This window comes from uncultured Mesonia sp. (assembly GCA_947499595.1).
Taxonomy (GTDB): domain Bacteria; phylum Bacteroidota; class Bacteroidia; order Flavobacteriales; family Flavobacteriaceae; genus Mesonia; species Mesonia sediminis.
Genome location: CANMOY010000011.1, coordinates 40,770 through 64,388, shown reverse-complemented (window position 1 = coordinate 64,388; position 23,619 = coordinate 40,770). Strand labels below are relative to the sequence as shown.

Below are 23,619 nucleotides of genomic sequence, written 5' to 3'. Positions count from 1 at the left end.
CCTCGTTTGCCTCAGTCTCAGGCCACCTAAGAATAGGCAACGCATACATTTTTCATAAAAGTTATGCTTACCGCCTGTTCTTTCAATTGCCTAGCAGACTTGCATCGGCTATCGTAAAAGATCAAGAGTATACAGCTTCAAGCCTAAACCTATAAAAAAGGTCTAGGCAACACCTTTAACTTGTGGTTTTATTTTTTCGCTTAAAGCGGAATTTTTGTCAGAATTCCAATCCGCTTTAGCCAAATAGCATATCAAACGCAGGACCTACTTTGCCTAAACTCTCAACCTAATGGTTCATAACTGAGCAGTGCCTTCTAACTAATCGTTTACAATAAAGGCATGAATCACCCCTGGCAACCAACCAATCAAGGTTAAGACTAAATTCAAGAAAAAAGTGCCGCTTAAGCCATGTTTTAAAAATACGGCTAATGGCGGAAGTAAAATATTTAAAATAATGGTTAATAAAGACATAATCGTTTCAATTTAGTATAAAGGATTAGTAATTTTCACCAAATTATAAAAAGAATAAAGCATAATACGTTAAAATTTAGCCTATTAAGATTATATTAGCATTTTCTAATGAGGATAAATTTGAAATTTCAAAAGAGCTTCGACATCAAATGTCGTTCTCTTGCACTAGTTTTACGTCTATGAGTAAATACATTATTTCCCGGCGCATACAATATATTATGCAATTTATTCGAGATCGTCACTATCCTAGCAAAGAGGCCATTTTAGAATACTTGGCCCTGCGCGATTTTGAAATTTCGGCGCGTACCTTAGAACGTGACTTTGAAAAAATCAAAACCGATTTTGGGTTAGAACTTTGTTATAACAACCATCAACAGGGGTACTATATAGATACCGAAAAAAGTGTTAAAGCCGATTCTTTTTTTAAATTTCTCGAATTGCTTAATTTGGGTGACGTTTTTAGAGATGGCTTGCAAAACCATCACGAACTGCTGGATTATGTAGTTTTTGATGATTCGAGCCAACTTAAAAACATCGAGAATCTAGCGCCTATATTGCAAGCTTTTAAACTCGATTGCGATCTGCATTTTACCTACAAAAAATTCAGCCAAGAACAGTCGAGTCAAAAACACATCAGACCCTTATTGCTTAAAGAATACCTTAACCGTTGGTACCTCATCGGGGTTCCTCAGGGTAAAAACCAAGTGCGCACCTATGGGGTAGAACGTATGCAAAACCCACGTGTGGGTAAGTTAAGCACTACTCCAAGAAGCCAATATCAAAATCAATTGCAAAAGTATGATCGGGTGGTTGGGTTGTTTGCCACCGATGAGCAACCTCAAGAAATAAAACTCAAGGTAACCAATAAGCACGCTCAATATCTTGCCAGTTTGCCGCTTCATCATTCCCAACGTATTCTACCGGCAACAGAATCGGGTTACCAATTTGTTAACCTAACACTGGTGCCCACGCATGAGTTAGATGGTCAAATACTAAAAATGAGTATGTACACAGAGGTCATTGCCCCCAAAAGCTACCGCCAACATATACAGAACGAAATTGAAAAAATCTATAAAAAATACCAGGATCAATGAAACTTTTATATCTCCACGGACTCGAAAGTAAATTAAGCGCGCCTAAACGTGCCTTTTTAGAAAAATATGCAGAAGTAATTGCTCCTAGCATCGATTACCGTGAAAATGCAACCGTAATTAACCACTTGTACCACCAATATCGTGATCAAAATATAGATCTTGTAGTAGGTAGCAGTATGGGCGGTTTTGTAGCCTATCATTTAAGTGCAATGCTTAATAGGCCCGGCCTATTATTTAATCCGGCCTTGGTAAGAAGAAGTCTAAATCAAGAAATTCCGCAAGAAATCCCAAAGCACGAATCCTTATTACATTTTACTTTAGGTGCCGCCGATACTGTAGTGTCGGCTCAAGAAAGTTTACAATTCATCGCTCAAAAACTTCCTAATAAGACCTATTTTAGACTGCAGCTTATAGCCGACTTAGCTCATCGTATCCCATTGAAAGTATTTCAAAATTCTGTTCATCATTTTTTTACGGATTTGCGTTTTACGCCCAAAAAGCATTTGTTTTTAGATGATATACGCGACCCGCAACATGTTTATCCCGCGCCGCTTTGTAAAGATTTTGCCGTGGTACGTAGTGTTGAAGCTTTTAAGCAACACCTGCTTCGGTTTGGTTTACCCGAATTCATCAGTTTTGATAACGATTTAGGCCTAGCCGATAACGGCCAAGTGGCTCCCGATGGCTATGCCGCGGCCAAATGGTTGGTTTATGAATCGGGTATAGACCTAAGCGAATTACAGTTTGCAGTACACTCGGCCAACCCCATTGCTGCCGAACAAATTCAGGGCTTACTAGACAATTATTTAACTTTTATCAAAAACAAGCAAAAATTATAAATTATTGCTAAATAACAACACATAAGTATTAATTTATTATTAATAAGTATAGGGTGAACTCCTTTTCTGGTTAACTTTCAACAAATAAAAATCAAAAAAGATAATCCTATGAAAAGCTGGTTCGCCACCGATATTAAAACCCTAATCGCCATCGGCATTAGCACTTTAGTAATTTATTTGGTAGTAATTGCTTTCACAAGAATTTTTGGTAAACGCAGTTTCTCCAAAATGTCGGGTTTTGATTTTGCCATGACCATCGCCGTGGGTTCGATTATTGCTTCTACGCTACTCTCCCAATCGGTAAGTTTACTCGAAGGTGTTTTTGGATGTTTCTTTATTTTCCTTTTTCAATTTCTTATTGCACAACTACGGCGCCACCAATCCGTGCAAACGGCTATAGACAATACACCGTTATTATTGATGGATAAGCAAAAAATTTTAGATAACAACTTAAAAAAAGCAAGAGTAACCAAAAGTGACTTACGCGCCAAATTAAGAGAGGCGAACGTTTGCCGGCTGAGCCAGGTTCGGGCGGTTGTTTTTGAAACTACGGGAGATATTTCGGTATTGCACACCAATCAAAAGGATTTAGAATTAGAAGATTGGTTACTTAAAGATGTCAAAAATCAATAAATATGTATTATCCTAAAGCTTACCAGAAAAAAGACAAATCCTACATTTTTGACTTTATAAAAGCTTATCCTTTCTGCGGTATGGTTATTCAAGGCGAAGAATTACTGGCCACCCACATTCCCATTATGCCAGAAGGTAATGCAGATGCGTTTAAGCTAATAGGACATATAGCCAAAAGCAATCCGCAGTTTGAATATTTAAAATCGGGCACAGAGGCTCTATTTATATTTCAAGGACCTCAAGCTTATGTCTCCTCTTCTTGGTACCCCCATAAAGACATCAGTACTTGGGATTATAGTGCGGTTCACATCAACGCTAAACTAATTCCTCGTAGTCAAAGGCAGCTTGAAAAAGATTTAAAAATACTGGTAAACCATTTTGAAAGTCAACAAGAAAATCCTTTGTACTATGAAGATTTACCAAGGAATTTAATCGAAGAACATTTGCCATTGATTTTAGGCTTTCAAGCTATTCCTTATAAAATACAGGCGATAGCTAAATACCATCAAAAACAATCGCAAGAGACTCAGATAGAGGTCTGTAAACATCTTTTAAAAGAGAAAAACACAAAGGAAGTAGCCAAAGCCATTAGCAATGAAAACCGATTAAAATAAACGAATATGCAACATTTTATCAGTAAAAATAAAGGACCCATAAGTGGCGGCTTAGTTGCTTTTATCTTTATTGGCTTAGCGGTATTTGTACTAGGAAACCTATCGGGCTACGAGGCTAAGCAGCTGTTGAATACCTCGATGTCTGGCATTAATATGCTGTGCAATACCATTATTTTAGCATCGGCCACTATTTTGGCTTTATTGCTTACCCTTTTAGGTATAAGTACAAGTACCAAATCGCGCTTAAAGAATCAACATTATGTGCAAGTTTTAAATATTGCAAAGCTGGTAACGGTATTGTTTGTGGTCACATTAATTGTTTTTCAGTTATTCAATATTCCCATCACCGAAGCAGAAAATTTGCCAACGGCATGGTTTAGCTATATTTATTGGATCAGTTTGTTTTTTTCTTCGTTGCTAAGCGGTACCTTAATTACAGTAATACTTTTATTATACAAAACGGTAACCAACATCATTAAAATTGTGGGTTTAGGAAAAGATCATTACTTATTATCAGATGAAGAACAAGAAGAAATTGAAAATACGAATGAGGATGCTTAAGCTTTAAGTTTACTTATTTTTTTTAGCCGACTTCTTTTTATCTATTTTTCTATTCAATAAACCAAAAACAAGATTCACCAACACTACCATAATAGTAAAAACGCCTAGTACCGCATACAAGCCTAGCCCTGCTAAACATCCTGCAGCCGCACTGCACCAAATGGTAGCGGCTGTAGCCAATCCTGCTACTTTATCCTCTCCATTTTTAGGCAAAATAACACCAGCACCTAGAAATCCTACGCCTACAATAACTTGCCCCAATACCCGGCTAAGATCGGTTCCCGAAAAGTCAGCAAACACCAAGGAGGCCATTATAAAAACATTAGCGCCTAATGCCACTAAAACATTGGTCTTTAAGCCTGCATGTTTCCCCTTTAACTGACGTTCTAACCCCATTAAAAAGCCAGCCAAAATAGCCGCTAAGCCATTTTTTAAAAATAGTAGCACATCTAATTCTAATTCAATAGGCATAGGCATTCTAATTTAAAAACTTATTTTAAAAACCAAACAGATTCTTCATCTGTTCCCAAAGCGATTTATTAGCATGGGTATCCTCGCCTTTCGCATGTGTTTCCCCTTCATACTTTTCTTGCAAACTATCTTCATTTACGGCATGTTTTTCATCTTGTTCCATCATCATTTCATTTTAAATTGATTACTAAATTATAGGATAGCAAGACAATCTCACCGGTATTTTAGAATTCCTTAAGAGCTGTTTAACTAGAATTTAATAGCCTTAATGGCTACTATATCAACAATTTAATTGAAATTGTATATCCTTAACGATAAACCTTTAATCCCAAAATGCAATGGATGGGCTAACTTTTCTAGGGTTGGTTGCTGGGGTATGTACCACCTCAGCAATAATCCCCCAATTGTATAAAGCATGGCGAAGCAAAAAAGTAGCCGATCTCTCTCCTAAGATGTTTTTTATTTTAACAATGGGGGTAGGCTTATGGACCCTTTATGGTGTATTACGTAATGACATTGCTATTATACTTACCAATGGAATTTCGTTCTCTCTCAACGCTACTATGCTAGTGTTGTATTTTAAATACAAAACTAAGAATTAAAATCTGCGTTTGTTAAACTAGTTTAAGCTTTGTTTAAATATCTGTTAATCCGTTAACTAAAGAATGATGAAATGGGTAATTTTAGAAAAAAAGCTTATGAAACCGACGAACCAAACCGACCAAAATTCAAATAAAATCTATGAAAAAGCTTTCCGTAAGTTTATAGTAGACAAAAATCACCCTTGTATAATGGCGCATAGTGTTCATCAAACCCAAGGTTTGTTTCTTAGAAGTTATCCAGATTTCGATACACAGAGCACCGCACGCCAATTGGTGACCGATATAAAAGAATACATCCAACAATACGATTTTGGTGATAATAAATTTGCTAGTTTTATTGCGGTTTTTCCAGAAGTTAGTTTTAAAGACGAAAAATCTTTTGAGCAAGCGCTTTGGCAATTGCTCAACCAAATACACCAAGTTGATAATGCCAATTGGGATTCAAGCGTTTCTGCAGATCCGGCGAGTAACAACTTTAGTTTCAGTATTGCCGGTAGGGCATTTTATATAGTTGGAATGCACCCGCGTAGTTCAAGAAAGGCCAGACAGGCACCCTATGTGAGTATTGCTTTTAACCTGCACGCTCAATTTGAAAAACTGCGCGAAATGGGAAGTTATGAAGTGGTCAAAAAACGAATTCGGAAAAGAGATAAGGCATTCCAGGGGTCAATCAACCCGGTCTTAGCCGATTTTGGCGATGCTAGCGAAGCGCGTCAATACAGTGGTAGAAAAACAGAAAAAAATTGGAAATGTCCTTTCCATAAAGCTTAAAAAAAAAATTAGACCAAATGACAAAAAAAATACCTGAACAGTCGGGAACAGCTTTTCAATTGAAAAAAGGAGAATATTTAAAAGTGATAGACCCCAAAGGCCAGCAAGTAAGTGATATGGTACTTTTTAATGCGAAAGACCCGCGCGAAAAATTATCATCTGGTAAGAGTCTAGACTTTGAAGAAAATATTTTCTTAACTACAGGCAATCAACTGTGGTCCAATCGAAGTCAGCCGATGATGAAAATAGTAGAAGACACCAATGGGCGTAATGATTTTTTGCTCGCTCCCTGTAGTCCAGAAACCTTCGAGATTATGTACGAATATGAGGGCTACCACCCCAGCTGTTTTGAGAACCTATATACCAACTTAGCTCCGTTTGGCATAGAGCCTGATCAAATTCCGAATGCTTTTAATATCTTTATGAATGTTCAAGTAAAAGAAGATGGGCAAATAAGCGTGGAACCCCCATTAAGTAAGGCGGGAGATTTTATTCTCTTTGAAGCGAAAATGGACTTGATTGTGGGGCTGACAGCCTGCTCTGCCGAAGACAGCAATGGCGGTACTTTTAAACCTATACATTTTGAAATTCTAACGGCATAAAAATCCAATGCATTAAAATTAAAGTGATGCCATCCGTTTAACGGTACTCAGGATTATCAAAATTCCAGCGTTTGCCTTCATCCCAAGCATTTTTATTATTGCCGTAGTTGCTGTATCCGCCTTGAGCTTGAATCATCTGCGCCAGGTGTAATAAATTATAAGTCATAAAAGTAGTATTGCGCTGGGTAAAATCGCTATCAAAACCAGCAGGCTGATTGAGGCTTTGGTCCTGCCACTCGGTATCGCCATAGCTTGGGCCGGGTCCCACTTCGCCAATCCAACCCGCATCGGCTTGGGGCGGAATGCTGTACCCTATATGTTGTAAAGCATACAATATATCACGCGCACAATGTTTTAAACCGTCTTCATTGCCGGTAACCAGGCAGCCACCTACTTTGTTGTAATAAATATATTGTCCGCGATCGTTAGTCATACCACTTAAGGCATACAAGCGTTCGATTAATTTTTGGGCTACCGATGATTTTTCACCTAACCAAATGGGTGTACCAATTACCAAAATATCGGCGGCAAGTATTTGCTCTTTTAGCTGTGGCCACTCATCTTGTTCCCAACCGTGTTCGGTCATATCGGGATAAACTCCTGGCGGTACTTGATGGTCTACCAAGCGTATATAGCGAAGCTGTACACCTTCTTTTGTCATAATATCCATAGATTGACGCATCAAGGTTTCGGTATGGCTGTCTTGAGGCGATTTCTTTAAGGTGCAATTGATAAAGATGGCTTTTAGCTTAGTAAAATCGGGGAATTTTTGAGCAGACTGCATAAATTTATATTTAAAAAGTTCAACAATTAATAACGCCTACATAGTCTATGTAAGGCATTAAAGTCTTAAATATAAGCATTTTAAATGAGCATATTCACCAAAATTCAGTCTATAAACGATTTATTCATTTGGTTTTAATAGTTGGTTTTTTATTTAAATAGGCCTTCATAAAGTAACCGAACAGCAATCCGCCTAACGTCCAGATTACAACACCCAACCCTAAGCTAACTGCTGTTATTTTTCCGCCGGTAAAATAAGGATACAACACACTCATAAAAACAAACATAAACGCACCCCAAGTCAAACCGGTTTTTACCCAATTCTGGGTTTTAAATTTTTGAGAGACCTGCTCTAAATTTAAATTTTCATAACGCGCAGGTTGTTGTGCCAACCATTTGGTTTTCAAGCGTTTTTTAAATCCGCCCCAGAGCGGGAAACTAATAGCTAAAATCAAAAAGGTAAATACATTCATTAGGCAAGGAATGATTTGCTGACAATTAGGACAGTATAAGCCAAACCAGTTTTTGAATAGCGTAGCATTCGGGGCCGCCCAAGTGCGGGAATCATGTAGGCTGTGGCAATGCGGACAAGGAACATAAGAACGCTCTACCAGTGGCTTATCTTGGGTTTTGTCTACCAAACTGACTTTGGGTATGCGCTGCCCCAAAATCAATTCATTGATCACTAATCCGGGGTTGATGCACCAATGCAGCATCGACCAATGTTTCCATGTGTAAACCTTATAACGTTCTTTGTCAAAATTCATAGATTGATATTCTTTAGCACTCATTTTAGCTATAATACTTAAATTATTGTTGATTAAATTTCACTTTTTATGTTCGGATTAATCGCTTGTAAGGCGGCTACGAAGGCTTGGGCTTGCTTAGGCGATACAATCAACTCATCGTAGCGGTTATAACAAACCGCCAAGCGTTTAAAAGATGGCGCTGGTGCCGATAATATGCTTTTGGTGGGTTTTACTAAAGTGATTTGCGCAATGGGTATAGCGGGGTAACGAATCCAACCGCTGCGCACCTGCAAGCTATCGCCTACTATTGTATACCGCGTAAATAAAAATAAATGCAAAATAAAAGCTTCTAGTAAAAGCGTAAATACCAATAAGACCCAAAACCAATCTTCCCAAGCTTCGGTGAGTAATGGCGCAATACAAGTAAGTACCGATAATACTACCAATAGCAACAACCCATAAGAAACTTTGGCATGAAAAACCTGCTGCATATTAAGCACAATTAAAGCTTAAAAATACAAGTTTTTTTAAACTTCTCATCAGTTTAATTTAAAATGCATCCACACCGGCAGATGGTCAGATACTGTTCTGGCTTGTTCCAAACGATTGCAATCGCCCACCCAATCGATGCTCGCCGCTTTTATTTTTTGGATGCCCGAGGGGTAAAACATATTATCAATCGCATGATTTCGATAAACCCCCTCTTGGCATTTGCGTTTTAGCGTAGTCGGATTTTTATTCAGCGCCGCATTAAAACCCTTTTTATAAAACGGATTCCATACCGTATGCCGCTCGGTCAGATTAAAATCGCCCGCCAGTATTAAGGCTTGTGTGTTTAATCGCTCGCTATAATCACCCATAGTTTTGATTTCTCGTTCGGGCTGGTCGTTGTATTTACGGGCGTGAAAATTGATTACATAAAATGCTTTCGCCGAAATTTTATCTTCAAATTGCCCGATAAAGGGTTCGCGATAAACCTCATCTTGTAAAGCTTTGTCTAGGTAGGCTTTTCGCTTTAAGCGGACACGTTGGGTTTTCCATAAAAAAGCATAGCGTTCGCTGATGTAGGGCGACGGACTCTTAGTTGGCAAACTCACCTGATAATCCCATTTTGTTCCGGTTCTGTTGAGTTCATCGGCTAAGCGAGCTACCGCTTGCGCACCTGCCGGATCTTTGCCCACCACCTCCTGCACGGCAACCACATCGGCATGGCGTAAGACCGCCGCCATTTGGGCAATCTCTGCATCTGACTTTGAACGACCTAGATTTTGAATGTTCCAAGTGATGATATGGAGTCCCTCTTTCTTGTTTGGATAAGCTTTCAAATCGGCTAGGCTTATGCTTTGCGCAGATGCCAATACAGGAGTCGGCTGCTGAGCAAAAGCCTTGCAGCCTAGACTGAGGCTAAGTAATATAAATAAGAATAGAGACAAAAAAGAACGCATAATGTTTATGGTTATAATGACAAAAGTATTTTAAAACATGGTATATACCCAAGTTACAATGATTCCCGAATAGACTGGCGAGGCTATGCGCAGTAATTCCCTAACCTCTTGTACCGCTAAATTAAACGGCGGCGCGAGCAAATCTACTCCGCTGCCCTTTTTTAAACGAATACCCTGTCCCGAAATAATATCTCGGTTTGGTTCAAATCTACCTTCAGGAAGATGTTCGGTAAGTATCACATACTTATAAGCCGATAGTTTTTTGCTTATGGCGAGTATTTCGGCATTCGAGAGGTGTTGCAAAACCTGCCGCAACAAAATGCAATCGGCAACCGGTAGCTCATCTTTGGCAAGGTCTAAACAATGAAAACTTAAGTTAGCCTGCTTAAACTGCTTTTGGTTGTAGGCAATTAAATTGGGTACAATATCTATGGCCTGGTAGTATTTGGCGTGGGGCAAGAGTTTTTTCCCAATATTAAAATCGCCACAACCCCAATCGCCAACCACTGGCGCTTCGGGCAATTGCTTTAAAAAGTCCTGTACCGCCGAGATATAAGGTTGTACCACCGCCGGATGATGCGAGCCCAATCCCGAGTAAAACTGCTCCTGCTCCCCACCCCAGAGGTTTTGTTCATATACCTGCGCCATCGCATCTTTGGTAGGCCAAGGTTTTTTGTTGGGGTTTTTGGGCATATTGATTTAAATGATTTGAATAAATAAAATGCTTGGTTATTAATTTAAACTGAACAAATAATTAATTGAAGTTGTTTTAGCTATATTTTTCTACTTCCTCTGCAACCCTATCCAAGCTGTCATCCTGAACTTGCTTATTGTCATCCTGAACTTGATTCAGGATCTTTTTATCTTGATCTCTAACCTCATCGGAACTCTTTACAGTCACTTGCCCATTCATCAACATTGGTAACAACCAATCGCGTAAGGCAGCGAGTTTTTGGTTTTCTTTATCATTATTTGAAATCTTCTCATTTAAAGCCAATACTTTCTGTCCATAGGATTCAAACAAATCAGAATTTGGAATTAAAATTTTTAAAGCTGCTAAATCTTTAGGATAAACGTGTGGTTGTGCAGATCCTCTTGCTTGTTTGAGAATGTATTCTTGTCTTAATTTTAAAAACTGAAGAATAACGAATGTTTCAAAATCATTTCTGCCTATTACAGTAGTACAATCATTTGCAAAAATTGGTTCTCGCCAAAAATTTACAAACCCTGCATTTGCACCTGAACCGCTTACCGTAATTGTATATTTTTCTCTATTAGCTTCATCGTGTACATACGAATAATCAATCCCTGCTGAAACAACCTTTACATTTCCAGATAGATTTGCTGTTTTCTCTGTTATCAATTTTCCTCTTTTTATTTCAGCGAAGTCACCTAATCGTTTCACCTCCCACCCCTCAGGAATCTCGCGTTTTAACTCTTCGTTATACAGCATTTTACCTCCAGAAGATCTGTAAGGCTTACCGTTTTGATCTGGAAAATCAAACTGGACAAACCAATAGTCGTAAATGCTTTTGGCGAGTGACTCTAACTCTTGATTGATTTTGTTGTTGACTTCTATTTTGGCATCTAAATCGGATAAGACTTTGGCGATTTGTTTTTGGTGTTCAATTGATTCAGGAATATTAAAAGTTAATGAACCAATATCGTTTGGTGAAATCGATGGATAAGATGAAACACTATTTTGAGCAACTGAATGTAAATATTCGGTTAAGTGGTTTTGAGTAATTAGATAATACAGAAACTTTGAGTCTACACCACTATCAATTACATCAATTGTTGTAAAACCTGTAGACACAACTAAATCATCTATAATATTTTCAATTATTCCAAAATGCTCTTGATTTGGTCTAACTGTAGAGTACAAAATTGTATTTTTCTGTACTTTTCTCTGTGCTCGACTTGGCACTTTATCTAATTTGACATTAAGCTTTTGTAGAGCTTCTATGCTGTTTTTAGTCAGACTTCCTGTATCTAAATAATAAACTACTTCTGGAAATTCATCTTTCTTATAAGTTTTCTTATTTAGAACCGCAATATCATTTATTTGAATTGTTTTACTCATATTTCAAACTCTTCAAATTATTTTGAATCTCTTTTTCCAACGTATCACTTTCAGCAAATAGCTTATCTAAATTCCTTTCAAAACCTTTCAGTTTCGCATCAAATTCTTCCGCAGTAATATCTACGTATTCAATCTTTACTTCAAAATACTGTCCTGCACTTAAAGAGTAGTTTTTTGCTTTTATATCATCGTACTTCACCACTACCGAGAAATCTTCTTCAACTTCCTTTTTGGTAAAGGTGTTTATTATTCGGTTTTCTTCGGCTTCGCTTAATAGGGTTTTCTGGTTTTTACCCTCTTTTACCGTAGTGCCTAAATTAGAGGCATCTATCAATACCACATCTTCTTTGTTTTCTTTATCTAAAAACACAATAGAGACATTGGTACCTGTGGTGGCAAAAATGTTAGATGGCATACTTACCACACCTGCCAGCATTTTGTTGTCTACCAGTTTCTGGCGTATTTTTTTATCTATACCACTTTGTGCGGTAATAAAACCTGTTGGCACTACAATCGCGGCTTTTCCCGTAGCATTAAGGCTGTGCATAATGTGTTGTAAAAACAAGGTATAAATTGCCATTTTGTCTTTCGCCTTTTTGGGCACATTGGGTACACCTGCAAAAAAGCGGTCTTTGTTTTCCTTTTTCTTTAAGTTATCTACATCATCACTAAAATCGAGCTTAAATGGTGGATTACTTACTATATAATCAAACTGGCGCAGTTTGCCGTCTTTTTTGTGATATGGGTCGGTCATTGTGTTCCCTTGTATCACATTTTCTATACTGTGCACCAAATTGTTCAGCACCAAATTTAAACGCAACAGGTTAGACGATTTTTGAGAAATGTCTTGCGAGTACACCGTACATTTATCGTGACCTATAGCGTGTGCCAAATTCATTAACAAGGTACCCGAACCTGCACTAGGGTCGTAAATGGTTTTATTGCTCACGGGTTCTGGCACCAAGATGTTGGCAATAATTTTAGAAACGGCGTGTGGGGTGTAGTATTCGGCATACTTACCACCAGCATCGCTGTTGTAGTCTTTAATGAGGTATTCAAAAATAGTTGAGAAAAAGTCGAAGCCTTCGCCCATTATATTTTCAAAATTAAAAATAGTGAGTTTGTTAAATAAGGCTTTTGCGAAAGCGTCTCGTTTGCTGCTTACAAACTCAGTAATACGGTCAAAAAGGCGTATTTTTTGTCCGTCTTCGGTTTTTACAGCAAACAAATCGTTGTTGGTTTGGGCAATATCCATTAAGGTATCGTCTACTGTTTTGGCAAAATCGGGTTCGTTTTGGCGTTCAAATAGATTTGGGATTAACTGGTGTGGCAATAAAAATGCGGTGCTATCGCTCATTTGGTAGCGTAGCATTTGGTATTCATTGTCTGGTATTTTTGCTAATTCTTTTTCCCAGTTATCGGTATGCGCCAATTCCGGCTTGACCTGTTTAACCTCATAAGCGAATTTGTCGTTTAAAAATTTGTATAAAAATATCTGGCTAATGATTTTAAACTCATTGCCGTCGTTACCCAAACCATAATTTGCACAAACGGCTTTAAGCTCGTCTATAAGTGTCTTGGTTTTTATTACAAAGGGTTTTTTATTAATCTCTTTGGTCATTGTTTTACTAAGTCTATTTTTTCATGAATAATTTGTTATTTGTGACAAAGTGTTCAAAATAGATAGTTTAAAATTTATCTATTTTTACATTTATGCGATATTTAAGGGTTAGTTGATTAGAAAACGCTTCTAATTTGAAATTAAGCACTACGCCCATAATATTCATTTAAATATTCTTCTACGATAATATTTTTTATAAATTCTACAGTTTCAACATCCATAGCAACTTTTTGCTTGCTAAATTCTTGAAATACCAAACGTGCTACCAATTGCCCAAAATAATGTTCATTGTTTAAACTATCGGCACGATTGAGTACAGCTACGTCTGTTTCTTCTTTTATGTGCTGCAAGGCTTCAATAATTACGGTCTTAAGTTTAGAGGGCTTACCGGCTTCTACCAATCGTTTTTGCACACGTGCATATTTGGTATCGCCTTGGTATTTATCTTTTAATAAATCGTTCTTACGATTCAGTTCTTTTATTTTTTCGTGAATCTGTTTTAGCGAGGTCATATTCGCTTCCATTTCTTCACGAGAAACTTCACTTAAATTTTTATTGTCGAAAAGTCTGCGCAACTCATCGTACAAAGATACCCATTCTGGGTCTTTGGTATCGAAATTTCCACCTAAAGCTTCGCGTGTTTTTTTAAGCATATCCTTTAGCTGATCTGCCAACACCATTTCTGCTTCACCTACTTTTTTGAACATAAAAAGCACGTCCTCCAAAGCCACATTCAGTAAGTTGCCTATCTCTTCGTTGGTCTCCAAAGCATTTTTAGCATTCATTAATGCCAAATGGTTTTCGGCTTCAATCCGCAAGGTGTTTAGTTTTCTGAAGTCGATTTTCTCTAACAATTCATAATCTCCCACCAAACGAATGATGTTATATAAAGAGCGCGCATCGTCCAGTGCTTTTTTAATTTGAAGCATCTCGGAATGCTCATGGATTTGTGAAATTTGGGATGAAAAGTTTTCAGCATTCTTTAGGTCGAAATCAGCTAATTTTTCTTTAATCTCTAAGATGTTCTTCTCCATTTCCTCACGCGACATAAAGAGGTTGGAGTAGCTTTCCATTTCGTCACCCAACACCTCTTGAAGCTCATCAAAGTAAGCTTTGTTGGTTTTATCGAACTCTTTAGATATATCTGCAAAATCTACCACATAACCGAAACGATAGTTTTTATACGTGCGGTTAACACGCGTCAAGGCCTGCAATAAGTTATGTGCTTTAATGATACGCCCTAAATAAATTTTCTTTAAACGTTTAGCATCAAAACCAGTTAGCAACATATTGTAAACAAATAAGAGATCTATTTTACCTGCTTTAAAATCATCGCGCCATTGCTCCAACTCATCTTTAGTACCACTATCGTATAAAATAAGTGCTGCTTTTTTAACCTTGTAACTTTCTTTTTGTTTGCTTAAGTATTCGCTGGTTTCTTCGGCTGCTTGTGGTAAGTTAGCATCTTCTGTCTCGCTCTCATTGTAGCTATTAAAAATCTTGAACATCTCTTTGGCTTGCTCGCTGCTGTCGCAAATTACCATTCCGCCAGTTGAAGCATCGGCATTACGTTGACGAAACATCTCTAAATCTTTTACGATATAATCGAGCATTGGCGCAACAAATGCTGGATGCGCATAGGCTATCTTTTTATCTAAATCGCCTTTTAATACGTCAATACTATCCAAGGCTTTTTTAAGTAACACTTTGTATTCTGTTTCAATCTCCTCACGGATAAGTTTTAAAGTGTAGCCATCTGCAATAGATTTATTGTAATAATACTTATGAATATAGTTACCGAATAAGTCTCTCGATTTTAAGCTTTCACCAATTAAAGGTGTACCCGTTAATCCTATTTTTATGGCGTTTTTATCAGACTGTTCTAAGTTTGCCAAAAAGCTACCTTTAGGATTATAGCTACGGTGTACCTCATCTAAAAAGTACACCCGTTGTATGTTGATGTTGTAATCGGTTTCTCGGCTTACATCAGTTTCATCCTTAAACTTATGAATGTTTACCACAGTGATTTCACGCTGCCCCTTATCGTTATAAACGGCGGTAGTTTTTTGTAAGTCGGCTACAAATTCATCACGAGAACTTACGGTATGTACTTTAAGTCCACGTGCGGTAAATTCATCTCTGGCCTGCGTTAATAAATCCAAACGATCTACGATAAAGTAGAATTTTGGAATAACTTTTTTCCTTTGAAAATAGTCGGTTAAAAAATGGGTGTTGTAGTACGCTAAAGCGGTTTTACCTGATCCTTGTGTATGCCAAATAATACCTTTCTTTTTGCCCTCATCTAAGTGGGCCTCAATTGCTTTGGTAGCGAATAATTGCGGGTATCGCATTATATGCTTTTGTAAACCGCTAGTCTCTTTTACATAGGCTAATGCGTATTGTAGTACAAATTGTAAACGCTCTTTAGATAATAAGGAGGTTAAAATACGATTAGTTGGCCTATCGGGATTTTTATTGGTTTTGTATTCTTCGCTATTCTTTATAGAAGGGTAATTGGTATCTTTTAATACAAAGGCCTCAACCGATTCGTCTAAAGGTTGTAGAACCTGCGATAAGTTAAAACCAATTTCTTCCCTGAAATAATTAAAAATAGGTTTTACATAAGATGGCGACGCATAAAAAGCACCTTGCCAAGGTTCAATTTCATTATCGTCATATTCCATATTGTTAGAGAAAACCATAAACTGCGTAAGGTTGACAAATTTTCTAAACTTTTTATTTTGAAAACGCTTATTGATCCGGTTGCGTTCTTCTAATACCCCGTTTCTGTTATTCGGTTTTTTAACTTCAATAAACACCAGTGGCATTCCATTAATCAAACAAATAACATCAGGTCTAAATTCATCTTCACCGTTTTTATAGGTTAATTCCGTTACCACATGAAAATCATTGTTCTCAAAATTTTCAAAATCAATTATTCGCGTTCCAGAGCGATTTAGGAGTTTTTGAAAAAAAGCTTTCCCTAAGTCCTCATTTTCTAAATCCAGAGCTATATCTTGGTACAGTCTATCGATTTGAATTGAGGTTAAATCTGGATTTATTTTAGCTATTGATGTTTTAAAAACATCGATAAAAATATTGGTTTCTTTATCCCAAATAGCATCTTTCAAAGAAAGATAAGTATACCCTAGACGGGTTAAATGCAGAATTGCGGGTATTTTTACTCTGGAGTCTTCGTTGAAATTCATAAAAATATATTCTCGATAAAACTAATAAGCCTATAAATACCAAAAGATGATAATAGGAAACTAGGAAAAGCCATAAAGATATAAACTTTTTTATTTATTCGTAAGAAAAGAACGATTCATAATTGCTCGATTTTACTCCGCCTTGCTCAGGGAATTAATCGTGAACCTTAAAAATTAGACTAGATCTTGTGCTAATGAAAACTCCCCCCAGCCCTGCTTAGTCCCCCCCTTATTCAAAACTCGGACTGCATTTTAGGTTTTTATGATACGGCCTGATGTACTTCCAAAAGGCCTTGCCGGCACTGTTTAAATAGTGTACCGCATAATGCGTTTGAGTGGTTGAGCCTACCTTGTAAATGTACTCATCGCAGCCTATATAACCCGATTTAAAGCAGACAATAGCAAAGTAATGCGTACGGTAATCAATCGTCACTTCATAAAAAGTGACTTTGGTCACAGCATCGCTCAACGGACTGCTGTAAGTGGTTCCGTAATCTTGCTTTTTCACATAATCCATAAGTTCATCGCAGTCTTGTGCTTGCAGCATAAAACCCATTAAACAGCCTAGTACACTCATCCATATTTTTTTCATCTTGCTTTAGTTTTAGTTTATTTTCATTTTGTTATTTCCTTATCCCCCTTTATCTGCTTGCATTTTCCTCTCAAAACTTCGAACCGCTATCCTAGTCTTCACGTAAAGGCATAAAACCAGGCGAAGCTATTGCGCTTGCAAGCAGCAAAAAGCTACCACAAACTTAGGTCAGCACTTCGTCATTTGCTGTCGAAGCCGTCCTAAAATAGCAATAAGCAATAGTTTGGGTTAGAATAAATCCATTCCGCTTGACGGAAAAACAAGATATGCTAAGCAATAAGAATAATAAACAGAAAAAAAGAAAAGTAAGTTAGGCTAAAACCAGCCCGAAGTTTAAACAAAAAAAAAGAGCCTGCGAACAGGCTCTTGGTGGCTTCCCTTAGTGGGCGTGTTCCTCGTGAGCGGCTTCGCTCGCATCGGTTTGGTTCATCGCCATGCTGCGGTCGTACTGGCAGCAATCAGGTAAATTCTTATAAGCATTTTCATCGGCTGCTATTTGCTCGGTATCATAACCGGCCGCAGCGATGGCTTCTTGCACGCCCATAACATCGGCTTTTTGGGCATCGTATTGAATGGCAATGCGTTTTTGTGTGCGGTTCCATTCGGCAGAAGCCACACCGTCTACACTACGCGCAGCTTTTTCGATGGTCTTTTTACACATTCCGCAGTTTCCACGTACGCCAAAAGACAGGTCTGTCATTGCCATATCTTTTGACATTTCAGTAGTTGTGGTTTCTGTTTCTTTTTTGGTTTCGTTTTTACAACTTGTTAAACCTAATGCTGCTATTACAGCTACACTTAAAATTACTTTTTTACTCACGTCGATTACATTTTTGTTTTTGTGTTCGTGATTTTTCTTTGAAAAATTCATTGTTTAAAATTTAATTGTTATTACTTGATTTATTATTCTATTACTTGTTTTACTTCACCACAGGTTAGCATTGCTTCGCCAAAATATGGATTGATTACTTTTTCTTCTTTGCTTAACCAATAAGCACCATTATTGTTATCTGCCATTGGACAAAATTCTACATAGACCTTTTCATTGATACCAAATAGTTGTACAGCATTGATTAGATGTGATGATAAATGTTTAAAATGGTCTCTTTGTGATTTTATATCGGACGTTTCAGAAATTGAAGTTGCAGAAGATTTTATTTCGCCTTCTAATGACATCCAATGGTTATGCGCCTTATTATCTGACAACAATTTCATATCTACTTTGTTCAATTTATTTAATAAAGTTGTTGCGTTTGCTGAAGTACTTATTGAATCTTCTTTTACTAAAGCATCTTTTAAATTGATATACGCATTGTAAACACTATTTAACTGTTGTTGAAATTTCTCTGATACTTCCAAACGCTCATTCATATTAGTGTGGTCACTTTCTTTGTTAGATGCATTGTTATCCATACCTAAATGACCTTCGTGTCCAGTCATTACTTTACCACCATCTTTATTCATCATAGACTTTTTGCCTTGTAATTGTGCTGCTGCATCAACCGTAAATGTTCCGTTAGTTACTATTTCATTTCCTGCAAACAATCCTTCCAAAACCTCGTATTCATTTCCTATTTGATTTCCTAATTTCACTTCACGCATTTCAAAAACAGGCTGGTCTTGACTTGTTTTTAAATACACCACAGAACGCTCTCCTGTCCAAAGTACAGCAGTTGCTGGAATTGTTAATACCTCATCATTTTTAGCTGTACTGCCTTCAATATTTGCGGTTACAAACATTCCTGGTTTAAATACATCGTCCTTATTGTTTAAAACAACACGTAAGGTTACAGTTCTTGTTTTCGTGTTTAAAACTGGGTCAATGAAATCAACTTTACCTTTAAACTCTTTATTAGGATAAGCGTTTGTAGTCACTAAAACTTCTTGTCCCTTTTTAAATAAATCGATTTGATTTTCATAGACATCAAAGTTTGCCCAAACCGTATTTAGATTTGCAATTTTAAGCAACGGTTGCCCTTGTTTAACGTAATCGCCTTGTTCTACTAATTTTTCGGTTACTGTTCCTGAAACAGTTGCATAAACTGGAAAGTTCTCTTTTACTTTTCCTGTAGATTCAATTTGATTGATTTGTGTTTCAGAGAGTTTCCATAATTTCAATTTATTACGGGCTGCTTTGTATAAAGCAGGTTGTGATTCCTTTAAAGATGCTGCCGTAATGAGTTCTTGTTGTGCCGCATACAATTCTGGCGAATAAATGGTAGCTAATAGCTGACCTTTACGAACTTCTTCGCCTGTAAAACTCACATTCAAACGTTCAATTCTTCCAGCGAAATAACTTACCTGTACTGCATTGGCTTCTTCGTTTTCAGCAATTTTACCAGATAACTTTATGGTGTTGCCTTCAACATTTCCCTTGCCTACAACAGTTGTTTGAATATTGGCTAAAGCCATTGCATTAGCTGTTAATTTAAACTGATCTGCTGTTAATCCATCTGCACCAGCTTCGGCAGGAATTAAGTCCATTCCACAAATAGGACAATCACCTGGTTCTGGTTGCATAATTTGTGGGTGCATAGAACAGGTCCACATTTGATTGGTTTGTGTAACTTCATTGTGATTATGGTCTGCTTCTTTTGATGAACCACCAAATAGGAACCAACCCAAGAGCAAACCTACTGCCAACAAACCTATGTATATGACTATTTTATTATTTTTCATTTTCTAATCGTTTTATCATTGCTTTCATTTCTTCTATTTCCTTGCGTTGTGCTTCAATAATATCTTCTGCCAGTTTTTTTACTTCTGGGTCTTTTATATCTGCTCTTTCACTTGTTAAAATAGCGATAGAATGATGCGGTATCATTGCTTTCATCCAAAGGACATCACCAATTATTGGTGATTGTGCTCTTACTAACCCCAAAGCCCCTATAAACAGAATAAAACTACCTGCAAGAATTGCTATGTTTTTCTTTCTATCATTATACATTTTTCGCATAAAAAACCACATTATTACTGCCATTGTTGAAATCCCTAAACACGTCATATAGAATCGTGTTAGACTAAACCATACGTGGTCTATGGAATAGGTGTTTAAATACATCGTTATGTACATTGCTACAAATGAGCAAGCCAACATTATAAAGAAGGTTTTGTAATTTCCTTTGTTTGAGTGTTCTTTTGAATTTTCCATATTTTTTGATTTTATAGTTAAACTTTTTACTTACTTAATTTTAATATCCTGAATGCACCTTGTATCACCAATCCAAATACAATGATTCCTATAATTAAATCTGGAATACCAGAATGCAGCCAATTGACTAAAACGCCTGCTGTAATTACGCCAAGATTTATTATAATATCGTTAGAGGTAAAAATCATACTGGCACGCATATGTGCTTCTTGACTTTTAGATTTTTGTAAGAGGTACAAGCAAATGCCATTTGCAATCAAAGCAAATACTGAAACTATAATCATTGTTGAAAATACAGGTAAAGCTTCATAGCCTAAAAATCTACGTATTACCTCAACGATTCCGATAATTGCAAGTGTTATCTGAAAATAGCCTGCATATTTTGCAATCCGTTTCTTTTTTAAAACTGTACCACCAACCGCTATTAAACTCAATCCGTAAACAAATGAATCTGCCAACATATCTAAACTATCAGCAACTAATCCCATTGATTTTGAAATAAGTCCTGTACTCATTTCGATAATAAAAAATGCAAAATTGATGATTAGAACCGTCCACAACAGTTTGGATTGACTCCTTGTAGATTCAGTAATAATTGTGTCTGTATCTTCTGAACTGATTAAACTTTCATTTAATTTTAATTCATTTAAGGCATTACCAATTTCATTTACATTTGAATTATGATATAGTGTTAAGATTCTTTCTTCTAAATTAAAATCAAGTTGTTTGATACCATCTATATCAGATAGCTTCATCTTAATTAGATTTTCTTCAGAAGGACAATCCATTTTTGATATTTTGAAAACTGTTTTCTGCATATAATTAAATGTTTTTTGTTCTTAATCGTAATGCGTTACCTATTACCGAAACCGAACTAAAACTCATTGCTAAAGCTGCTATCATTGGCGATAATAAAATACCAAAGAATGGGAATAACACACCTGCTGCAATAGGTACTCCTAATGTGTTATAAATAAGTGCAAAAAATAAATTCTGCTTAATATTCTTCATTACGGAATGACTTAAATTTTTAGCCTTTACTATGCCGTGTAAATCGCCTTTTACCAATGTAATCATAGCACTTTCAATAGCGACATCTGTTCCTGTACCCATGGCTATACCTACATCGCTTTTTGCCAATGCCGGTGCATCATTAATACCATCACCTGCCATAGCAACTACTTTTCCTTTTTCTTGCAATTTCTCAACTTCTTTGAGTTTATCTTCTGGTAGCATACTGGCTTTAAAATCTGCAAGATTTAATTCTGATGATACAGCTTGTGCTGTATCGTGATTATCGCCTGTAAGCATTATAACATCAATCCCTTTATCTTGAAGTGCTTTAATCGCTTTGGCACTTGTTTCTTTTATTTTATCTCCTATAACAACATATCCTACAACGGTTTCATCTAATGATAAATAAGAAACTGTCTTACCTTGTTTTTGGTAAGATTTAGCTTCGTCTTTCATTTTAGAAGTAATATCTGCGTTGGCATATTCCATCATTTTAGGATTTCCTAATGCTACTTTTTTATCGTTTATTATTGCTTCAACACCTTTTCCTGTGACTGCACTAAAATCTTCGGACTTTAAAATTTCTGCGTTGTGTTCTTTGCCATATTTAACTGTCGCTTCTGCCAAAGGATGTTCGCTATTGGTATTTAATGAAACGATGTATTGTAACACTTCTTTTTCGCTTAAAGCAGCATTAAAAGCACCAACGGTTTCAACTGTTGGTTTTCCTTCGGTAATTGTTCCTGTCTTGTCAACGATAAGCGTATTTACCTTATCCATTTTTTCAAGAGCTTCAGCATTTTTAATCAATACACCATTTTGAGCACCTTTGCCCACGCCAACCATTACAGACATTGGTGTTGCTAAACCTAAAGCACAAGGACACGCAATGATTAGTACTGCAATTGCATTGACTAATGCATAAACATAAGCAGGTTCTGGACCCCAAATTGCCCAAATAATAAATGTGATTATCGATATAATAACTACAACTGGTACAAAATACCCTGATACTTTATCAGCTAAATTTTGGATAGGTGCGCGACTTCTACTGGCATCATTAACCATATGAATGATTTGTGAAAGTAACGTATCACTTCCTACTTTTTCTGCTTTCATTAAGAATGATTGATTCCCGTTAATTGTTCCGCTACTTACTTTATCGTGTTGAGATTTGTTTACAGGAATAGGTTCTCCAGTAATCATAGATTCATCAATAGTTGTTTCGCCTTCTGTTATCACACCATCAACAGGGATTTTATCGCCTGGTTTTACTTTTAGAATATCATTTAATTCTATCTTATCTATACTGACTTCAACTTCTTCACCATCTACCATTTTAATGGCTTTATTAGGTGCTAACTTTAATAATTCTTTTACTGCCGAATTGGTTTTGCTATGTGCTCGCGCTTCTAACAACTGTCCTAAAAGCACCAAGGTTAGAATAACCGTTGCTGCTTCAAAATAGACGTGTACTGCACCTGATTCAGTTTTAAACTGTGCTGGAAACACATCTGGAAATAACATCCCAAACACACTAAATAACCAAGCCACACCTGCACCGATTCCAATGAGTGTGAACATATTGAGATTCCACGTTTTTATGCTTCTATATGCACGCTCAAAAAACATCCAAGTCGCATAAAATACAACTGGAATGGATAAAGCAAACTGAATCCAATTCCAATATTTCTGTTCCATTATATCGTATAACGGATTGTTATGTAGCATTTCGCTCATAGCGATTAAGAAAATAGGCAGTGTAAATGCTGTTGCTATCCAAAACTTTTTCAATAGTTTTTTATAGGTTTTTTCCTCCGCAGAAAGATCTGGTTGCATTGGCACTAAATCCATCCCGCAAATAGGACAAGAACCTGCTTCGTCTTTTACAATTTCTGGATGCATCGGACACGTCCATTGTTCCTTTGAAGTTGCTGATAGATTTTGTTCTTCCACCAAATCCATTCCGCAAACAGGACAATCGCCTGGTTTATCATAAGTTTTATCGCCTTCGCAATGCATAGGACAATAAAATGTGCCTGTGCCTTTCCCTTTTTGTTGCTTTTCCTTTTTACCTTTGGTATGATGATGATGATGTTCACCTTGATTATGGATAGTGTATCTATCACTATCTTTTTTTAAGGCTTCTTGAAATGTTTCTATAGGTATGTGTGATTCCATTTCTATGGTAGCTTCTGCCTTTTCTAAATCGACTGTTGCTTTTGAAACACCTTCTACTTTAGAGAGCGTTTTTTCTACGTGACTGCGACAACCGTTACAAGTCATTCCGTGTATGTGATATGTGTGTTTCATT

The 23,619-nt window shown here is 36.9% G+C and carries 25 protein-coding genes; 8 read left to right on the top strand and 17 right to left on the bottom strand.

Annotated features, from left to right (window positions below; translation table 11 throughout):
* Positions 1–318 precede the first annotated feature (318 nt).
* The gene (locus tag ACH2AZ_RS11495; RefSeq protein WP_147861234.1) at positions 319–471 is read right to left on the bottom strand and encodes a YqaE/Pmp3 family membrane protein; all 153 of its coding nucleotides are present in this window, start codon (positions 469–471) and stop codon (positions 319–321) included.
* Between the two features lie 179 nt (positions 472–650).
* Between ACH2AZ_RS11495 and ACH2AZ_RS11490 the strand changes: the two genes are divergently transcribed.
* From ACH2AZ_RS11490 to ACH2AZ_RS11470, 5 genes are all read left to right on the top strand, one after another.
* Positions 651–1,565 (top strand): helix-turn-helix transcriptional regulator, encoded by a 915-nt coding sequence (locus tag ACH2AZ_RS11490; protein WP_394907956.1) that lies wholly within the window; start codon positions 651–653, stop codon positions 1,563–1,565.
* Positions 1,562–2,404, top strand: a complete 843-nt coding sequence (locus ACH2AZ_RS11485; RefSeq protein WP_379042554.1) for a YqiA/YcfP family alpha/beta fold hydrolase — start codon at positions 1,562–1,564, stop codon at positions 2,402–2,404. The genes ACH2AZ_RS11490 and ACH2AZ_RS11485 overlap by 4 nt, the downstream gene beginning before the upstream one ends.
* Positions 2,405–2,512: 108 nt before the next feature.
* Positions 2,513–3,037, top strand: coding sequence for a DUF421 domain-containing protein (locus ACH2AZ_RS11480; RefSeq protein ID WP_394907955.1), 525 nt, complete (start codon positions 2,513–2,515; stop codon positions 3,035–3,037).
* Positions 3,038–3,039: 2 nt separating this feature from the next.
* Positions 3,040–3,651 carry an FMN-binding negative transcriptional regulator gene (locus ACH2AZ_RS11475; RefSeq protein ID WP_394907954.1) on the top strand — a complete coding sequence of 204 codons (612 nt, stop codon included), beginning with the start codon at positions 3,040–3,042 and terminating at the stop codon, positions 3,649–3,651.
* A 6-nt stretch (positions 3,652–3,657) separates the two neighbouring features.
* The gene (locus ACH2AZ_RS11470; RefSeq protein WP_394907953.1) at positions 3,658–4,212 is read left to right on the top strand and encodes a hypothetical protein; all 555 of its coding nucleotides are present in this window, start codon (positions 3,658–3,660) and stop codon (positions 4,210–4,212) included.
* Positions 4,213–4,221: 9 nt separating this feature from the next.
* On the opposite strand, the gene ACH2AZ_RS11465 is transcribed toward ACH2AZ_RS11470, so the two are convergent.
* Together ACH2AZ_RS11465 and ACH2AZ_RS11460 are read right to left on the bottom strand one after the other, a co-directional pair.
* Positions 4,222–4,683: an MgtC/SapB family protein gene (locus ACH2AZ_RS11465; protein WP_394907952.1), complete on the bottom strand. Its 462-nt coding sequence runs from the start codon at positions 4,681–4,683 to the stop codon at positions 4,222–4,224.
* A 25-nt stretch (positions 4,684–4,708) separates the two neighbouring features.
* On the bottom strand, positions 4,709–4,852 hold the full coding sequence (locus tag ACH2AZ_RS11460) for a hypothetical protein (protein WP_394907951.1): 144 nt from the start codon (positions 4,850–4,852) through the stop codon (positions 4,709–4,711).
* 169 nt (positions 4,853–5,021) lie between these two features.
* Between ACH2AZ_RS11460 and ACH2AZ_RS11455 the strand changes: the two genes are divergently transcribed.
* The 3 genes from ACH2AZ_RS11455 (at position 5,022) to ACH2AZ_RS11445 (ending at position 6,658) form a co-directional block, all read left to right on the top strand.
* Positions 5,022–5,285 carry a SemiSWEET family sugar transporter gene (locus ACH2AZ_RS11455; protein WP_394907950.1) on the top strand — a complete coding sequence of 88 codons (264 nt, stop codon included), beginning with the start codon at positions 5,022–5,024 and terminating at the stop codon, positions 5,283–5,285.
* A gap of 96 nt (positions 5,286–5,381) precedes the next feature.
* Complete coding sequence (gntA, locus tag ACH2AZ_RS11450; protein WP_394907949.1) at positions 5,382–6,056, top strand: guanitoxin biosynthesis heme-dependent pre-guanitoxin N-hydroxylase GntA; 675 nt, start codon at positions 5,382–5,384, stop codon at positions 6,054–6,056.
* Positions 6,057–6,073: 17 nt separating this feature from the next.
* Positions 6,074–6,658 (top strand): DUF1989 domain-containing protein, encoded by a 585-nt coding sequence (locus tag ACH2AZ_RS11445; RefSeq protein ID WP_394907948.1) that lies wholly within the window; start codon positions 6,074–6,076, stop codon positions 6,656–6,658.
* A gap of 37 nt (positions 6,659–6,695) precedes the next feature.
* Here ACH2AZ_RS11445 and ACH2AZ_RS11440 read toward each other — a convergent pair whose 3' ends face one another.
* The 14 genes from ACH2AZ_RS11440 to ACH2AZ_RS11375 form a co-directional block, all read right to left on the bottom strand.
* A complete protein-coding gene (locus ACH2AZ_RS11440; RefSeq protein WP_394907947.1) occupies positions 6,696–7,442 on the bottom strand; it encodes a flavodoxin family protein in 747 nt (248 codons plus the stop codon).
* 124 nt (positions 7,443–7,566) lie between these two features.
* The gene (locus ACH2AZ_RS11435) at positions 7,567–8,232 is read right to left on the bottom strand and encodes a hypothetical protein (protein ID WP_394907946.1); all 666 of its coding nucleotides are present in this window, start codon (positions 8,230–8,232) and stop codon (positions 7,567–7,569) included.
* 29 nt (positions 8,233–8,261) lie between these two features.
* On the bottom strand, positions 8,262–8,681 hold the full coding sequence (locus ACH2AZ_RS11430; protein ID WP_394907945.1) for a PH domain-containing protein: 420 nt from the start codon (positions 8,679–8,681) through the stop codon (positions 8,262–8,264).
* A 48-nt stretch (positions 8,682–8,729) separates the two neighbouring features.
* Positions 8,730–9,635: an endonuclease/exonuclease/phosphatase family protein gene (locus ACH2AZ_RS11425; RefSeq protein WP_394907944.1), complete on the bottom strand. Its 906-nt coding sequence runs from the start codon at positions 9,633–9,635 to the stop codon at positions 8,730–8,732.
* A 30-nt stretch (positions 9,636–9,665) separates the two neighbouring features.
* Entirely contained in the window at positions 9,666–10,328 is a 663-nt protein-coding gene (locus tag ACH2AZ_RS11420) for an SAM-dependent methyltransferase (RefSeq protein WP_394907943.1), read from the bottom strand.
* Between the two features lie 76 nt (positions 10,329–10,404).
* Positions 10,405–11,718, bottom strand: coding sequence for a restriction endonuclease subunit S (locus ACH2AZ_RS11415; protein WP_394907942.1), 1,314 nt, complete (start codon positions 11,716–11,718; stop codon positions 10,405–10,407).
* Positions 11,711–13,339: a class I SAM-dependent DNA methyltransferase gene (locus tag ACH2AZ_RS11410; RefSeq protein ID WP_394907941.1), complete on the bottom strand. Its 1,629-nt coding sequence runs from the start codon at positions 13,337–13,339 to the stop codon at positions 11,711–11,713. The genes ACH2AZ_RS11415 and ACH2AZ_RS11410 overlap by 8 nt, the downstream gene beginning before the upstream one ends.
* A 140-nt stretch (positions 13,340–13,479) precedes the next feature.
* Positions 13,480–16,548, bottom strand: a complete 3,069-nt coding sequence (locus ACH2AZ_RS11405; protein WP_394907940.1) for a type I restriction endonuclease subunit R — start codon at positions 16,546–16,548, stop codon at positions 13,480–13,482.
* Between the two features lie 229 nt (positions 16,549–16,777).
* Positions 16,778–17,140 carry a hypothetical protein gene (locus ACH2AZ_RS11400; RefSeq protein ID WP_394907939.1) on the bottom strand — a complete coding sequence of 121 codons (363 nt, stop codon included), beginning with the start codon at positions 17,138–17,140 and terminating at the stop codon, positions 16,778–16,780.
* 379 nt (positions 17,141–17,519) lie between these two features.
* Positions 17,520–18,011, bottom strand: coding sequence for a heavy-metal-associated domain-containing protein (locus tag ACH2AZ_RS11395; protein WP_394907938.1), 492 nt, complete (start codon positions 18,009–18,011; stop codon positions 17,520–17,522).
* A 32-nt stretch (positions 18,012–18,043) separates the two neighbouring features.
* Complete coding sequence (locus ACH2AZ_RS11390; RefSeq protein ID WP_394907937.1) at positions 18,044–19,819, bottom strand: efflux RND transporter periplasmic adaptor subunit; 1,776 nt, start codon at positions 19,817–19,819, stop codon at positions 18,044–18,046.
* Positions 19,809–20,291, bottom strand: coding sequence for a DUF305 domain-containing protein (locus tag ACH2AZ_RS11385; protein ID WP_147861252.1), 483 nt, complete (start codon positions 20,289–20,291; stop codon positions 19,809–19,811). Before ACH2AZ_RS11385 ends, ACH2AZ_RS11390 begins: the two co-directional genes overlap by 11 nt.
* A 26-nt stretch (positions 20,292–20,317) precedes the next feature.
* Complete coding sequence (locus ACH2AZ_RS11380; protein WP_027879802.1) at positions 20,318–21,109, bottom strand: cation transporter; 792 nt, start codon at positions 21,107–21,109, stop codon at positions 20,318–20,320.
* A gap of 4 nt (positions 21,110–21,113) precedes the next feature.
* Entirely contained in the window at positions 21,114–23,618 is a 2,505-nt protein-coding gene (locus ACH2AZ_RS11375) for a heavy metal translocating P-type ATPase (RefSeq protein ID WP_394907936.1), read from the bottom strand.
* Position 23,619: the final 1 nt, after the last annotated feature.

Coding starts and splice junctions, on each gene's coding strand:
- ACH2AZ_RS11390 (WP_394907937.1), bottom strand. CDS start 19,819: ATGAAAAATAATAAAATAGTCATATACATAGGTTTGTTGGCAGTAGGT.
- ACH2AZ_RS11440 (WP_394907947.1), bottom strand. CDS start 7,442: ATGCAGTCTGCTCAAAAATTCCCCGATTTTACTAAGCTAAAAGCCATC.
- ACH2AZ_RS11410 (WP_394907941.1), bottom strand. CDS start 13,339: ATGACCAAAGAGATTAATAAAAAACCCTTTGTAATAAAAACCAAGACA.
- ACH2AZ_RS11495 (WP_147861234.1), bottom strand. CDS start 471: ATGTCTTTATTAACCATTATTTTAAATATTTTACTTCCGCCATTAGCC.
- ACH2AZ_RS11460 (WP_394907951.1), bottom strand. CDS start 4,852: ATGATGATGGAACAAGATGAAAAACATGCCGTAAATGAAGATAGTTTG.
- ACH2AZ_RS11420 (WP_394907943.1), bottom strand. CDS start 10,328: ATGCCCAAAAACCCCAACAAAAAACCTTGGCCTACCAAAGATGCGATG.
- ACH2AZ_RS11480 (WP_394907955.1), top strand. CDS start 2,513: ATGAAAAGCTGGTTCGCCACCGATATTAAAACCCTAATCGCCATCGGC.
- ACH2AZ_RS11375 (WP_394907936.1), bottom strand. CDS start 23,618: ATGAAACACACATATCACATACACGGAATGACTTGTAACGGTTGTCGC.
- ACH2AZ_RS11455 (WP_394907950.1), top strand. CDS start 5,022: ATGGATGGGCTAACTTTTCTAGGGTTGGTTGCTGGGGTATGTACCACC.
- ACH2AZ_RS11470 (WP_394907953.1), top strand. CDS start 3,658: ATGCAACATTTTATCAGTAAAAATAAAGGACCCATAAGTGGCGGCTTA.
- ACH2AZ_RS11380 (WP_027879802.1), bottom strand. CDS start 21,109: ATGCAGAAAACAGTTTTCAAAATATCAAAAATGGATTGTCCTTCTGAA.
- ACH2AZ_RS11445 (WP_394907948.1), top strand. CDS start 6,074: ATGACAAAAAAAATACCTGAACAGTCGGGAACAGCTTTTCAATTGAAA.
- ACH2AZ_RS11475 (WP_394907954.1), top strand. CDS start 3,040: ATGTATTATCCTAAAGCTTACCAGAAAAAAGACAAATCCTACATTTTT.
- ACH2AZ_RS11435 (WP_394907946.1), bottom strand. CDS start 8,232: ATGAGTGCTAAAGAATATCAATCTATGAATTTTGACAAAGAACGTTAT.
- ACH2AZ_RS11415 (WP_394907942.1), bottom strand. CDS start 11,718: ATGAGTAAAACAATTCAAATAAATGATATTGCGGTTCTAAATAAGAAA.
- ACH2AZ_RS11395 (WP_394907938.1), bottom strand. CDS start 18,011: ATGAATTTTTCAAAGAAAAATCACGAACACAAAAACAAAAATGTAATC.
- ACH2AZ_RS11465 (WP_394907952.1), bottom strand. CDS start 4,683: ATGCCTATTGAATTAGAATTAGATGTGCTACTATTTTTAAAAAATGGC.
- ACH2AZ_RS11385 (WP_147861252.1), bottom strand. CDS start 20,291: ATGGAAAATTCAAAAGAACACTCAAACAAAGGAAATTACAAAACCTTC.
- ACH2AZ_RS11405 (WP_394907940.1), bottom strand. CDS start 16,548: ATGAATTTCAACGAAGACTCCAGAGTAAAAATACCCGCAATTCTGCAT.
- ACH2AZ_RS11425 (WP_394907944.1), bottom strand. CDS start 9,635: ATGCGTTCTTTTTTGTCTCTATTCTTATTTATATTACTTAGCCTCAGT.
- ACH2AZ_RS11430 (WP_394907945.1), bottom strand. CDS start 8,681: ATGCAGCAGGTTTTTCATGCCAAAGTTTCTTATGGGTTGTTGCTATTG.
- gntA (WP_394907949.1), top strand. CDS start 5,382: ATGAAACCGACGAACCAAACCGACCAAAATTCAAATAAAATCTATGAA.
- ACH2AZ_RS11485 (WP_379042554.1), top strand. CDS start 1,562: ATGAAACTTTTATATCTCCACGGACTCGAAAGTAAATTAAGCGCGCCT.
- ACH2AZ_RS11400 (WP_394907939.1), bottom strand. CDS start 17,140: ATGAAAAAAATATGGATGAGTGTACTAGGCTGTTTAATGGGTTTTATG.
- ACH2AZ_RS11490 (WP_394907956.1), top strand. CDS start 651: ATGAGTAAATACATTATTTCCCGGCGCATACAATATATTATGCAATTT.